The sequence below is a fragment of the uncultured Tyzzerella sp. genome (genome assembly GCF_963558545.1).
In the GTDB taxonomy this organism is placed as follows: Bacteria; Bacillota; Clostridia; order Lachnospirales; family CAG-274; genus Tyzzerella.
In genome coordinates, this window is sequence record NZ_CAUWHO010000021.1 from 1 (window position 1) to 14,474 (window position 14,474).

Sequence of the window (14,474 nt, forward strand, 5' to 3'; positions counted from 1 at the left end):
ATATTTAGGTATAAAAGAACCATCTTTTATTTGCTTTATTATAGCATTAGCAGACATACCAACTATTTTCTTTATTCTAACAATATAATATTTGTATTTAGCAGATGCTTCAAACATACTTATTAAATCATCACTTTTACAAATACTATCAACTATATTATCAACTAATAAATATATTTCTTGTTCTGATATACTATCAATGTCAACATTTTCTTTTAGTATTTTATTAGAAAACTCTTCTAGTATGTTATGGTATATATTTCCTAGCTTTAAGTAATCTAAAATATTAGTATCCCTTTCTTTTATATTAAGAGTATATTTTAAAAAATATGAAAAAGGACATTTTTTAAATTCTTCTAGCTTAGATACACTAGAAAAAATAGTATTATCTTTATGCACTTTATCCAATAATTCTTCATTTATATAGTCATCATTTGTATTTTCTATTTTTAATATACCTTCTTTTATATGTTCTATTTTTTCTAAAAAATCTTTGTTATCTAAAAACCAGGTAAATGTATCTTTTGTAATATCATCTACACTATCTACATAATTAAAACTTTTAAATATACTATCAAAAGCTATTTCAGGACAACTTTTTAAATCAATGCTACTTTCTTCTATATTTTCTACTAAATTTGGGAAAATATTTTTTATTTTACTTACAACAACAGATGGCTTTTTACTAGCCCCCTCTAAATTGCTTAAACAATATGTTAAATATAACTTATCTTTAGGCTTTAAAATTAAAGAATATATATTAAACATTTCTGTAGACATACTAGATATAGTTGTAGCCCTCATTTCTATACCATTTGATAATAAATATATTTTTTCATTATCAGATATAAATGGACTTTCATCTTTATACTTAGGTAAATTTCCTTCATTTATCCCCATAGCAATCAATACTTTGTTATCTGTTATTTTTGTCCTATCAAAATCACCTATTAAAATTTGGTCTTGAGTTGGAGGTATTATGCTTATAGTTTCTTTTTCAAAGGCAGATTTTAATATTTTACTATATTCTTCTATTGTCATCTTTTCATTACCTAGTATATCAACAAATTTTTGTAATATTTCACATATACTATTAAATACCTGCATATGTTCATCTACAATACCTGCATTTTTTATAATACCTTTTGTAAATAGCTCTCTATCTCTATTCATTATAGCCTTTATAGCTTCTTCTATATTAATATCAACCATAAAATCTAATATCATTTTACTAATATCTAAAACAGTATATTTTTTATTTTTATTTATATCTAGTTTAGACATACTTCTTAAAATATTTCTTCTAATGTTGTTTATGTTATCATAAGTATAGATAGAGTTTTCATAAAATCCATATACAAAATCTTTTTTCCATTTATCCCCTTTTATACCATATTTTATAATATAGTTTTCTATTATATTAATATCTTCTTTTGTTATTCCACAAGTGTTTAATATATCAAGTATACCTGTTCTTAAATACCTAAAAACACTTTCATATTGAAAATTATATATAATAATATCTAAAGAAGACATTATAAATTCTACTAAACAATGATTTGTTATTTTCTTTTTATCATCTAAAAAATATGGTATTTTATACCTGTTAAAAAGCATTTTTATATTCTTTTGATAAGATAAATCTCCTAATATTATTACAATGTCTTTAAACTTATAGTTTCTATTTTTAACCAAATCCAAAATAATATTAGATACTTTTTCTATTTCTGTATATTTATTTTTACAACAATATATATTTATATTTTCTACATTATCATCATATTTCCCATTGTTATATTTCAAAAAATTTTCTTCTAAAAAGGATAATTCTTTATTATTTGTATGCCTTTTATCTTCTGGTAAATATATTATCTTTTCAACAGTTACTCCTAACTTTACAACTATTTTATCATTTATTTTATTTATAGTATTTTTAATATAAAAATACTGGTCAAAAGGATTTATATTTTCAAAATAGGTTATATTAGCATTTAATGTAAAATACATATTTATTTTTTCACATTTTTCAAAAAGCTTGTAAATAATGTTTAACTCTTGATGATTTAAAGACTCAAATCCATAAATAAAAACTTGTGTATCTTTTGTTATAAGTTTAGATTCATCTATTTTTTGTGCCAAAATATCTAATATTCCATCATCTGTTATATAATCATTTTTTATAAAACTTTTATAAGCTACATATATTTCTTTTAAATCATTAATCTTTAAAGCTAAGCTTTCATTTATCTCTGTATCTATATTTTTTATTGCATTTTCTAAACTTTCTACGTCAACTCCAAATTCAGAAAATTCTTTTAATATGTCGCCTATTTTTTCTAATAACCCTATATTAGCATAAGACTTTTCAGAAAAATATTTAAGCACATCTTCTTTACCAAGATTGTATAATATTTTTCTCAAAACCATAGTTTGTCCTATATCTTCAAGAGGCTTTTTGTTTGATATACCAAGTTCAGAAAAAATACGATAAGCAAGCCTTTTAAAATTTAGTACATAAGTATTAAATAAAACTTTAGTTTTGGATTTTTCTATAATTTTTCTTTCTGCTTGTAAGGTAAATTGCTCTGGAACAATAAGAACAGATGGTAAATACTTTTCTTCTTGTCTTATTAATATTTCATTAATACAATGCTCTAGCTTTCCACTACCAGCTCTCCCAAAAATATATTGTAGTTTCATCTTTTCACCCTATCCATTTTATATTAATTATTATTATTTTAACATATTTTTATAATTATTGTAATAAAAATATAAATATATTATTTATTACGGAGGTGTTTTTTTGAGCACAAAAATAGTCGTTGTAAAACTTAGAGATATTATCAAAAAAACTTTGTTAGCTATTATAGGAATTGTTATATTAGGTGTTATTGTATATTTGTTTATACCTAAAAATAATACTACAGCATACAATCCTGGTACATATTCCTCTGATATAGTGCTACATAGTAACCCTGTATCTGTTCAAGTTACAGTATCAAAAAATGAAATATTAGATATTAATCTTGTTAATATGGGAGAAACACAAGAAGTTTTTTATCCTCTTTTTGGACGTTCTATAGATGATATTTCTGCACAAATAATAGAAAATCAAAGTACAGATATAAAAGCATCTGTAGATAATTCTATGACTACGGATATATTAGTTAAAGCCATAGATAAAGCTTTAGAGCAAGCAAAAAAATAACTACATTTAAAAAGTAATTTATTTTTGCACAATTTTTGTCAAATTTTAATATATTTTTTAGTAATTTTTGGTTAATATTTAAAAAGGGTTTTAGCTTTACTTGGCGAATAATATACATATAAAGATAAACAATTTAAATTGCTTATCTAATTAAAGGATAAAAGGAGTGTTCGTTATGCGTTATACATTCAAAGCAAAAAATACTACTGTTACAGACGCTTTAAAGGAAAAAATTACAAGTAAAATTAATAGAATAGAAAGGCTTTTTCCAGAAAATACAGATATTAAAGTAACTTTATCTGTTGTAAAACTAGAAAATAAAATAGAGGTTACTGTTAATCTCCCTAAGAGAGTTTTAAGAGCAGAGGTTACAAAAGATGATATGTATGCTGCTATTGATGAAGTTGTAGATAAATTAGAAAAACAAATGGTTAAATACAGAAGTCGTTTAAGAGATAAATCTCGTAGAGATTCTTCATTTGCAGATGAATTAAAAGCTGTATCTATAGGATTAGATGATGAAGATAATGAAGATACTATTAAAATAGATAAAACTAAAAAATTTGAAATTAAACCTATGGACCCAGAAGAAGCTGTTATGGAGATGGAGCTTATTTCTCATAATTTCTTTGTATTTAGAAATGATTCAACTGATGAAATAAACGTAGTTTATAAAAGAAAAGATGGCTCTTATGGACTTATAGACCCAGAGTATTAAAATAAAAATAAACGGTTAAAGACAATCTTTAACCGTTTATTTTTATTTTAATACTCTTTATACACTACAAAATTAAAATTTTTAAATATAATATAACTATTTTCTACGTCTTCTGATATTTTTATTATTTTTAGCAGGTTTTAAAGGTTTTATGTTATTCCTATACCTATTTTTCATTTTAGCCCTTCTTTTAGATTTTACTATCCTTCTAATAATAAAAACAAATACAAAAAATACAACTATACCAATAAATAAATATTTTAACACCTTTAGTAATAAAAATAAAATAGACTTTATTTTTTCTTTTCTATCTAATTTTGTTTCATCTATAATATCCACTTTATCTTTTGATATAACATTTATACTAGCTATTTTATTTCCTTCATATAAAAAATCTAATGTACCTATTTTATCCCCTATACTAATAGGTCCTACTACTGGATTTGGAATATTATTTTTCATTTGTATTTTTTCAATTTCAACACTTTTTGGTAAGTTTAAATTAAGGCTTTCCTCTGCCACTAAATATATATCACCTAAAGGAATTTCTTTGTCTTTATATTTTTGAACAACAGGTACTTTATCTTTATATCCTTCTTTGTTAAATATTTCTTTTTCTTGATAGTTAGAAAAACCATACTCAAATAAAGCTTTTGTATCTTCATATACTTTAAAGCCCTGGTCTTTCATAACAACAGCTATTAACTCTATGTTATCTTTTTTTGCATAAGTAACCAATGTATTGCCGGCTTCATTAGTAAAACCTGTTTTACCTCCTACACAGTACTCATAATAATATGGAGATCTTTTTAAAATAAGTTTATTAGTATTATTTAACACCCTTTCCTCATTAACAATATTAGTAACAGGTATTTTATATGTTGTAGTACTTATATATTTTACAAATTCTTCATTTTTAATAGCTTCTTTCATTATAAGTGCAATATCATAGCTTGTTGTATAATGATTTTGATGATGAAATCCGTGAGGGTTTACAAAATTAGTATTTTTAGCGCCTAACTCTTTAGCCTTATTATTCATAAGCTCTACAAACTTTTCTTCACTACCAGATATATGCTCTGCTATAGCCATACAAACTTCATTAGCAGATGCTAATAAAACACCATTTAAAGCTTGTTCCATTGTTATTTGCTCATTTTCCCTCATACCTATATGGCTGCTACCAGGACCTATATTAAAAACCGAATTATGAGAATGTGTTAATATGTCTGTTGGCTTTGTATTTTCTATAGCTAATAGGGCTGTTAAAATCTTTGTTGTACTAGCTGGGTAAGATTTTGCATCTTTATCTTTGTCATATATAACAATACCTGTTTTTGCATCTATTAAAACAGCTGATTCTGCTGTCAATCCTAAAGGGTCATCTAGCTGTTGTTTATTTTCTATATCATTTATATTTGTATCTTCAATTATATTTTCTTTCTGATTTGTAGTTGTTTCATCAATTTCATTAGCAAAAATATAAAATGTACTAGTATTTGTAAAAAAAATCGTATATAATAATATAAAACAAATAAAACTTTTAAAAAATTTATAAAAATTCATAATTACGGCCTCTTTCTTAAACTGTTATATTTAATTTGCATTTTTTATTATATAACACTTTTTTAATAAATTCAATATTTAAAAATACGAATTGGGAGATTTTATGAAAAATAAATATACTATAATATTAACCATTTTATCCTTATTATTAAGTTGTATTTATATAATAGCTACACCATATAACAATAAGACTACAAATTTTTCTATAAATACTAATAATAAAAGTAATTATATACCCGATAATTTATACACACAAAAAAATACTTATACCCAAAACAATTATTCAGATATAAATAAAATAAATATTGATAAAAATAACTCCAATGAAAAAAATAATCCCAATATAGTAAATATAAATAAAGCAGACAAAGAAACATTAAAAACATTACCTGGTATAGGTGATACATTGGCACAAAATATAATATATTATAGAGAAAATATTTCTTTATTTAAAGATGTTTCTGATATAAAAAATGTGGACCGTATTGGTGATAAAATATATGAAAAAATAAAAAATTTAATAACTACTGGTTAAGGAGATAATATATGGACAGAAATATTTTAGTTGTTGACGATGAAAAGCTTATTGTTAAAGGTATAAAATTTAGTTTAGAGCAAGAAGGTATGAAAATAGATATAGCATATGATGGAGAAGAAGCCCTTAGGTTAGCAAAAGAAAATGAATATAACCTTATATTGCTAGATGTTATGCTTCCTAAAATAGACGGACTTATGGTTTGCCAAATGATAAGAGAATTTTCTAGTGTACCTATAATAATGGTTACTGCAAAAGGTGAAGATATGGATAAAATAATGGGACTTGAATACGGTGCAGATGATTATATAACAAAACCTTTTAATATACTAGAGCTAAAAGCAAGAATAAAAGCAATTTTAAGAAGAAGCGTAAAAAAAGTAGAAGCACCTATTACAAATAAAAATATTATAAAAATTAGAGATATAGAAATAAACACAGAATCTAGGCGAACTTTTATAAACCAAAAGGAAATAAATCTTACTGCTAAAGAGTTTGACCTTTTAGAGCTTTTAATAAAAAACATAGGTAAAGTTTATAGTAGAGAAAATCTTTTAGACACCATATGGGGCTATGGCTACCCTGGAGATGCACGAAGTGTAGATGTTCACGTTAGAAGACTTAGAGAAAAAATAGAAGAATGCCCTAGCGAGCCAAAATACATTCATACAAAATGGGGGGTTGGTTATTATTTTCAATAATACTCAAATAAAATGGTATCAAAGCCTTAGAACAAAACTTTTTATATATTTCTTTTTTATAAGTTTTTTCCCTTTAGTATTTTTTTCTAATATAATGAAAAATACTATGGAATCTTACTTTAGAAATATTGATGAAAGAGAGTTACTATACCAAGCTAATAAAATAGCTGTTATGATACAAGAAGGAAATTATTTATCATCTCCAGAAAAACAAAAAGAACTTCTAGCAATATTAGAAGAAAAAAGTAGCGATGAAGATTTTAGAATATTAATAATAGATGATAACGGCGTTGTTATATCAGATACAAATGCTTCTTCTGTTGATAAAACTTTTATAATACCAGAAGTTATACTCTCTTTAAATGGTAAAAATAACTCTACATATCATAAAGAAGAAAAAACATTGTATGCCTCTAGCTATATAGAAGAAGCATCTTCTTATAAAAAAGGTGTTGTACTACTAATATCTTCATTTGAAAATTCTGAAATGTTAATAGCTGGTGTTAGCCAAAAATGGTTTTTACTAACTATTTTTATAAGTATAATAATAGGGATATTTGTATTTTTCACATCAGAGATAGTAATAAGTCCTTTAAAGAAAATTCTAAAAAGTATTAATGAAATAACCGATGGACAGTTACATCAAAGAGTTAAAATAAACGGTAGTAATGAAATATCCCAGTTAGGAGAAGCATTTAATGCTATGACAGAAAAATTAGAGCAAATCGATACTTCAAGACAAGAGTTTGTTTCTAATGTTTCTCACGAGCTAAAAACACCTCTTAGTTCCATAAAAGTTTTAAGCGATTCTATCCTTTTACAAGAAGATATTCCATCTGAAGTGTATATAGAATTTTTACAAGATATAAATTCAGAAATAGATAGAATGACAGAAATAGTAAATAATCTTTTAGCATTAGTTAAACTAGACTTTAGAGAGGCAGGGCTTAATATAACAGAAACAGACCTTAATAAAATGTTAGATGATATATTAAAAAGGCTTACACCTTTATCAGCTCAAAAAAATATAACTATATCTAAAGAATATTTAAAAAATGTAGTTGTAGAAGCGGATGAAATGAAATTTAGCTTAGCAATATCTAATCTTGTAGAGAATGCTATAAAATATACTAATACAGAAGGAAGTGTTAAGGTTACACTAGATTGCGACCACCAAAATGCGTTTATAACAGTTTCTGATACAGGTATAGGTATTAATGAGGAAGAGCAAACAAAAATATTTAATAGATTTTACAGGGTAGATAAAACTAGAGATAGAGAAACAGGTGGAACTGGACTTGGACTTTCCATTACTCATTCTACAGTTATTTTACATAAAGGTAGTATAAAAGTCTCTAGTAAAGAAGGAGAAGGTTCTACATTTATTGTAAGAATACCTATAAAATTTATTGAAAAACAAGAATAATAATTATATTAGGAGGAAATATGAATAATAATAAAAAATTATTTCTAGTTGGTGTAGTTTTTGTTATAATATCTATTTTTATTATTGCAATAGCCTCTTTTATATTATCCCCTTCTAAAAGCAATAACATAAATAATAATATTAAAAATATTAAAATATATTATTATGATAAAATAAATAATAATATATCATATGAACAAAGAAAAATACATTTAAAAAAAGAAGATATTGTAAATGTTATTTTTAAAGAAATGCAAATTTCCCCAAAATCTACAAACTTAAAATCCACTATACCAAAAGATTTATCCATATTAAATGCAAATATAACAGATTATACTTTAAATATAAATTTATCTAATAATTACAATAATCTTTCTAATGTAGAAAAACTATTATTTAGGAGTAGCTTTGTTTGGACTATTACAGAAACTCCATTTGTAAACAATGTAAAAATACTTGTAGATGGTATAGAGCAAAAATATAGCGATAATATAGAATATTTAAATCGTTCTAATATAATTTTAAACCCTACTATATCTCCAGATAAAATAGAAAAAGAAAAGGTAGTTTTATATTTTGCTAATAAAAATAATAAATTAGTAAAAGAAATTAGAAATATAGCAGTAAAACAAAATAAAAGTATGGAGTTGCATATTGTAGAGGAGCTTATAAAAGGCTCTACATCAGATGATACTATTAAAGTTATCCCTTCAGAAACTAAAATTAGAAATATTAAAACAGAAGATAATATATGCTATGTAGACTTAAGCTCAGATTTTATGTCAAAAATGTATGTAAATGAAAAAATGCAAAATTTATCTATATATTCTATAGTAAATTCTTTGACAAATCTAAATAATGTTAATAAAGTACAATTTTTGATAAATGGTGAAAAGATAAATATTACAAATACTAATATAGACATTAGCCAACCTTTAGGTAGGTATAAAAGTATAATAGAAAATGAAAATACTACAGGAGAAGATAAAAAGAAAGGTTAGTGTTTAACCTTTCTTTTAAAATTATATTATGAAAAGACCTTTATTATTTATACTAACATTTTTAACTTTAGGTATATTAATGTATTATTTCTTATCAAATATATACATTTTCTTTATTGTTTGTTATGTCATTTTATTTAAGCAAAATATATAAAATAAAATTTCCTAAGTATTTAGTATTATTTTCTTTAATAGGATATTTTTTAATGTATATAAATAATGTTCCATATTCTTTAAATGAAAAAGAAGAAATACATACTATTGGTTATATAAAAAATATAGAAAAAACATCTAATAATAAATATAAATTTAAATTAACTACAAAATACATTAATAATTCTTATAAAAAATTAAATATTTTAGTTTATACAGATAGTATAAATAATATAAAAATTGGTGCTAAAGTATCTATTAATGGTACTATATATTATCCAAATAAAAAATCTACTCCTAATGGATATGACGAAGAGCTAAACTATAAAATAGATAACATTAAATATAAAATGTATGCTAATAAAATAGAAATTTTAAAATATAATAAATTAAAATTATATTTATCTAACTTAAAGGATAATATTGGTAATATATACGATAGTATATTACCAATAACAGAGAGTAATATTTTAAAAGCTATGATTTTAGGTGAAAAGCAATTTTTAGATAATGAAACAATCAATTTATATAGAACTTCTGGAATATACCATATACTTGCAATATCTGGATTACATATAGGCATCTTAGCATTATTTTTAAGAAAAATATTCAACCTTATCCATAGACGCTTTGGCAATATATTGGTTATTATTATACTAATTTTATACTGTATATTTACTGGTAGTAATTTATCAACAATAAGAGCTACTATTATGTGTATAACTGTATTAGTTGGGGATATGATTTTTAGAAATCCTGACTTTATATCATCTATTAGTTTATCTGCCATAATTTTACTTATTAAAAATCCTTATTATATTTTTGATATAGGCTTTTTATATTCCTATACATCTGTATTTTCTATAGCATTTTTAGGTGGTAGAATATGTACTATTTATAGTATTAAAGGTATATGTAAAGCTTTTATTATATCATTTTTTGTATGCTTATCTATAAAGCCTATAACAGCATACTATTTTTATAACATTACTATACTAGATACATTTTTAAATGTAGTTATCATTCCCTTTATGTCAATTGTTGTAATTATTGGTTTTATAACAAGTATTGTTGGTATATTTAGTATACCTATTGCTAAATTTTTAATAGGTAGTGTATACTATATACTAAGGTTATTTACATATATGTGTAAAATAATAGAAAATATGGAATTTAATAATATAATTATTGGCCGTCCATCTATTTTTATAATAATAGGTATATACGCTATGTTATTTTTTATAGGATACACTTTCTATGATAAATATCTTATAAAAACTCGTAAAAAATTTATTAATATTGGTATTATTATATTTATTATATGTACCTCTTTATCTATACTTATCCCAAAACCATTTACTATAACTATGTTAGATGTAGGGCAAGGAGATAGTATTGTTGGTATTAATAACGATGGTGTATTTTTAATAGATGGTGGTGGTAGTAATAATTTTTCTACTGGAGAAAATATTATTCTTCCCTATTTAAAAAGTAAAGGTATAAAAACAATAGATTTTGTATTTGTAAGCCATAATGATAACGACCATATAAAAGGCATAATAGAAATTTTAGATAAAATACATATAAAAAATTTATTTTTACCAATAAATAATACGCTAGATGAAAACTACAATACTCTTTTAAATATTGCAAAAGATAAAAATATCCCTGTTTACTTTTTACAAAATGGCGACACACTTTCTTTAGGCGATAATTTAAAATTTGATATACTTCATCCCAATAAAAACTTTTTAGATGATAATGATAATAATAATTCTATTGTTTTAAAACTAAAATATAAAAATAATTCTGTTTTATTTACAGGTGATATAGAAAAACAAGCAGAAAATTTCTTATTAGAGAATAATACAAGTTTAAATGCAGATATATTAAAAGTTGCTCACCACGGTTCAAAAACATCTACTACATCTGATTTTTTAGCTAAAACAAATCCTAAAGATGCTTTAATATCTTGTAAAGAAAACAATATATATAACCACCCTAGCCAAGAAACTATAAATAATTTAAAAAATGCTAATGTTAATATTTATAGAACAGATAAAAATAAAACCATAACTATAAAATTTTATAAAAATAATTATAAAATATCCTATATTAAAAATAATTTTTAGGGGAGATAAATTTGAAAACTTTAGATAACCATATAAAAAACAAAAATTTTTCAAATATATATCTTATATTTGGAGAAGAAGAATATTTAAAAAATACTTATGAAAAAAAATTAATATCTAGTATTGTAAATGAAAACTTTAAAATGATGAATTTTGATATTTTTGAGGGTAAAAGTTTTAATATTTCTGAAGTAATAGATGCTTGTGATACTATGCCTTTTATGAACGAATATAGGCTAGTTATTTTAAAAAATACAGGATTAATATACGATGGTAGAAAAGATGATACTGCTAAGCTAGAACAATATTTACATAATATACCTAAAACTACAATAATTACTTTTATAGAAGAAAAAATAGATAAAAAGTTAAAAATTTTTAAAACTATACATAGTATAGGAACAACTCATCAAATAGATATACCTTCAGAAAATCAACTAGTTAGTTGGATATTAAATGTATTTAAAGATAATAATAAAGATATATCTACAAAAGAAGCACTATATATTATAAGAAATATAAGCTCCAATATGGAAATAATTTTAAATGAAATAAATAAGCTTATATCCTACAAAAATAGCACTGACAAAATAACTATAAAAGATATAGATAATATATGTACAAAATCAGTTGAAAGCAAAATATTCGACCTTATAAACTTTATGGCAAATAAAGATATGAAAAATGCAATAAAAATGTATAAAAACCTCATTAATAATAAAACATCTCCTTTCATTATTTTAAATATGATATCTAGGCAATTTAGGATTATATTACAAACAAAATATTTATATAATAAAAATTATAATATAAATAGCATTGCATCAAAGCTTGGTTTAAGAGATTTTATAGTTAAAGAAGCCCTTAACCATAGCAAAAATTTTTCTATAAAAATATTGTTACAAGCAATAAATGAATGTTTAGAAATAGACAATAAAATAAAAACTGGGCAATCTACAGATGAAATAGCTGTGGAACTGTTAATAATAAAATATACTACCCTATAAAAGTATTGCAAAAATTAACTAAATGTTTTACAATATTATATAGATTATTAATTAAAGGCAGGTGATTTTTATGGACATTATACCCCAGTATTATTTTAGCAAAAAATTGAATATTTATAATTTAGTCCATAAATTTAGGATTTGCCTTAGCCTATTTTATATTTCCTAACTTTATATGGACTTTTAAGGAGGAAATAAAATGATAAAAATGTATATATCTTCAAACAAAGAACTTGTAGAAACAGACACTATTACAGAAGGCGTTTGGATAAATATGGTAAACCCTTACTTAAAAGAAGTAAATGAGGTAGCTAAAGCGCTAGATATAGACCCAGATTTTATAAATGCAGCACTTGATGAAGAAGAACGCTCTAGGATAGAAATAGACGAGGAAAAAAACAGTGTTCTTATATTAGTAGATACTCCTTGTATCTCTAAAGATAGAGAATCTAATATATATGAAACTTTACCTATTGGTATTATATTTACAGATAAAGCTATTATTACAGTTTCTCTAAACGAAACACTTGTATTAGAACCATTTATAAAAAATCGCGTTAAAACATTTTTTACTTATAAAAGGTCAAGATTTGTTCTTCAGATTTTATATAAAAATGCTTCTTTATACTTATATTTTCTAAAAAGGATAGATAAACAAAGTAACATTATAGAAAATGAGCTTCATAAATCTCTAAAAAACAAAGAGCTTATCCAACTTTTAACATTAGAAAAAAGTTTAGTATATTTTTCTACTTCCCTAAAGTCTAATGAACTTGTTATGGAAAAGCTATTAAGATACGATTTTATAAAAAAATATGAAGAAGATAAAGAGCTTTTAGAAGATACTATTATAGAAAATAAACAAGCAATAGAAATGTCAAAAATATATAGTGATATACTAGCTGGCACAATGGATGCTTTTGCATCTATTATATCCAACAACTTAAACATTGTTATGAAAGTTTTAACATCTATCACTATAATTATGGCAATACCAACTATAATATCAAGCTTCTTTGGTATGAATGTACCTGTTCCATTTTCTGATAATCCTCTTGCATTTTTATGGATTATACTAGGTTCTATAGGTATTTGCCTGTTAGTAGGAAAAATTATGTCAAAAAAAGATATGTTTTAATAGAGTAAAATAAAAGTATACTGTCTAAGACAGTATACTTTTATTTTACTCTTCATCATCTTCATAGTCTAAAGCATGGTAATCTTCGTAGAAATCATCTTCATCATAATAAAAATCATCATCTTGAGATAATAGTTCCATTTTATTTTTAATTTTTACAATTAAAAATACAACGCTTAATAATGCTATTACAAAACCTAATATAATAAATAATGCAGTTCTATTACTTATTTTTTTAGAAAACTTTTCGATTTCTCTTTTTAATTCTTGGATTAAATGTTCTGTTTTCATACTAAATCCTCCTTGTATGATTTTTATTTTTTGTAAAAAATCTTTTTCTATGCTCCATATATTCAGCATAAGCACGTTTCATTATTTGCTTTTCATCATTAAATTTTAATAAATAATAAGCCTCGTGCTCTTTATAGTATCCAGCGTCTACAAAAAATTCTTCTGCTTGTGGCTTGCAATAAAAAGAATCTGTTGTCATAAGATACCAATGTACTGTTTTGTTAACAATATCTGAGCCACCTTTAAAAGTATATACAGTTTTGCCAATATATTTTATTATTTTGGCAGAAGCACCAGTTTCTTCTTTAACTTCTCTTAGTGCTGTTTGTTTAAAAGTTTCACCTTCTTCAACAGTACCTTTTGGCATAACCCAACCCATATATCGCCCATTTTGATTTTTATAAAGCAATAAGACCTTTCCACGATGAATTACAACACCTCCGCAACTAACAGCTTCTATCACAATTAATTCCTCCGATGTTATAGCATTGGTAGCATAAGCTAATTAATTTTATACAAAATAGGTTGTTTATATAAAATTTACTATTATGGTTCTATGCCAATTTATATATAGCAAAAATTAGTTAAAGAACCTTTA

At 23.8% G+C, this 14,474-nt stretch carries 13 protein-coding genes; 9 read left to right on the top strand and 4 right to left on the bottom strand.

The annotated features are described in order from the left end of the window. The coding region (locus tag R5Z65_RS04805; protein ID WP_317367412.1) for a PD-(D/E)XK nuclease family protein at positions 1 to 2,700 on the bottom strand (2,700 nt) is incomplete at its 3' end. Between the two features lie 103 nt (positions 2,701 to 2,803). Between R5Z65_RS04805 and R5Z65_RS04810 the strand changes: the two genes are divergently transcribed. After that, positions 2,804 to 3,208, top strand: a complete 405-nt coding sequence (locus R5Z65_RS04810; RefSeq protein WP_317367413.1) for a hypothetical protein — start codon at positions 2,804 to 2,806, stop codon at positions 3,206 to 3,208. Positions 3,209 to 3,383: 175 nt separating this feature from the next. Continuing rightward, positions 3,384 to 3,926, top strand: a complete 543-nt coding sequence (gene raiA, locus R5Z65_RS04815) for a ribosome-associated translation inhibitor RaiA (RefSeq protein ID WP_317367415.1) — start codon at positions 3,384 to 3,386, stop codon at positions 3,924 to 3,926. 96 nt (positions 3,927 to 4,022) lie between these two features. Here the strand turns inward: raiA and R5Z65_RS04820 are convergent, their stop codons facing one another. Further along, positions 4,023 to 5,492: a D-alanyl-D-alanine carboxypeptidase family protein gene (locus R5Z65_RS04820; protein WP_317367418.1), complete on the bottom strand. Its 1,470-nt coding sequence runs from the start codon at positions 5,490 to 5,492 to the stop codon at positions 4,023 to 4,025. A gap of 103 nt (positions 5,493 to 5,595) precedes the next feature. Between R5Z65_RS04820 and R5Z65_RS04825 the strand changes: the two genes are divergently transcribed. The 7 genes from R5Z65_RS04825 to R5Z65_RS04855 all read left to right on the top strand — a co-directional run bounded on the left by R5Z65_RS04825 (position 5,596) and on the right by R5Z65_RS04855 (position 13,585). Continuing rightward, entirely contained in the window at positions 5,596 to 6,027 is a 432-nt protein-coding gene (locus R5Z65_RS04825) for a helix-hairpin-helix domain-containing protein (protein ID WP_317367419.1), read from the top strand. Between the two features lie 11 nt (positions 6,028 to 6,038). After that, positions 6,039 to 6,728: a response regulator transcription factor gene (locus R5Z65_RS04830; protein WP_317367421.1), complete on the top strand. Its 690-nt coding sequence runs from the start codon at positions 6,039 to 6,041 to the stop codon at positions 6,726 to 6,728. Between the two features lie 94 nt (positions 6,729 to 6,822). Further along, a complete protein-coding gene (locus R5Z65_RS04835) occupies positions 6,823 to 8,154 on the top strand; it encodes a HAMP domain-containing sensor histidine kinase (RefSeq protein ID WP_317367422.1) in 1,332 nt (443 codons plus the stop codon). 20 nt (positions 8,155 to 8,174) lie between these two features. Next, positions 8,175 to 9,155, top strand: a complete 981-nt coding sequence (locus tag R5Z65_RS04840; protein ID WP_317367423.1) for a GerMN domain-containing protein — start codon at positions 8,175 to 8,177, stop codon at positions 9,153 to 9,155. A gap of 206 nt (positions 9,156 to 9,361) precedes the next feature. Then, positions 9,362 to 11,440, top strand: coding sequence for a DNA internalization-related competence protein ComEC/Rec2 (locus tag R5Z65_RS04845; RefSeq protein WP_317367425.1), 2,079 nt, complete (start codon positions 9,362 to 9,364; stop codon positions 11,438 to 11,440). Between the two features lie 11 nt (positions 11,441 to 11,451). Further along, positions 11,452 to 12,447, top strand: a complete 996-nt coding sequence (gene holA / locus R5Z65_RS04850) for a DNA polymerase III subunit delta (protein WP_317367426.1) — start codon at positions 11,452 to 11,454, stop codon at positions 12,445 to 12,447. Positions 12,448 to 12,646: 199 nt separating this feature from the next. After that, the gene (locus R5Z65_RS04855; RefSeq protein ID WP_317367427.1) at positions 12,647 to 13,585 is read left to right on the top strand and encodes a magnesium transporter CorA family protein; all 939 of its coding nucleotides are present in this window, start codon (positions 12,647 to 12,649) and stop codon (positions 13,583 to 13,585) included. 45 nt (positions 13,586 to 13,630) lie between these two features. Here R5Z65_RS04855 and R5Z65_RS04860 read toward each other — a convergent pair whose 3' ends face one another. Further along, complete coding sequence (locus R5Z65_RS04860) at positions 13,631 to 13,876, bottom strand: hypothetical protein (RefSeq protein ID WP_317367429.1); 246 nt, start codon at positions 13,874 to 13,876, stop codon at positions 13,631 to 13,633. Between the two features lies 1 nt (position 13,877). Continuing rightward, complete coding sequence (locus R5Z65_RS04865; protein ID WP_317367431.1) at positions 13,878 to 14,339, bottom strand: NUDIX domain-containing protein; 462 nt, start codon at positions 14,337 to 14,339, stop codon at positions 13,878 to 13,880. Between the last annotated feature and the right edge of the window lie 135 nt (positions 14,340 to 14,474).

Excerpts from the sequence above, each read along its gene's own strand:
- raiA (WP_317367415.1), top strand. The coding sequence starts at position 3,384 with ATGCGTTATACATTCAAAGCAAAAAATACTACTGTTACAGACGCTTTA.
- R5Z65_RS04820 (WP_317367418.1), bottom strand. The coding sequence starts at position 5,492 with ATGAATTTTTATAAATTTTTTAAAAGTTTTATTTGTTTTATATTATTA.
- R5Z65_RS04825 (WP_317367419.1), top strand. The coding sequence starts at position 5,596 with ATGAAAAATAAATATACTATAATATTAACCATTTTATCCTTATTATTA.
- R5Z65_RS04830 (WP_317367421.1), top strand. The coding sequence starts at position 6,039 with ATGGACAGAAATATTTTAGTTGTTGACGATGAAAAGCTTATTGTTAAA.
- R5Z65_RS04835 (WP_317367422.1), top strand. The coding sequence starts at position 6,823 with ATGAAAAATACTATGGAATCTTACTTTAGAAATATTGATGAAAGAGAG.
- R5Z65_RS04840 (WP_317367423.1), top strand. The coding sequence starts at position 8,175 with ATGAATAATAATAAAAAATTATTTCTAGTTGGTGTAGTTTTTGTTATA.
- R5Z65_RS04845 (WP_317367425.1), top strand. The coding sequence starts at position 9,362 with ATGTATATAAATAATGTTCCATATTCTTTAAATGAAAAAGAAGAAATA.
- R5Z65_RS04855 (WP_317367427.1), top strand. The coding sequence starts at position 12,647 with ATGATAAAAATGTATATATCTTCAAACAAAGAACTTGTAGAAACAGAC.
- R5Z65_RS04860 (WP_317367429.1), bottom strand. The coding sequence starts at position 13,876 with ATGAAAACAGAACATTTAATCCAAGAATTAAAAAGAGAAATCGAAAAG.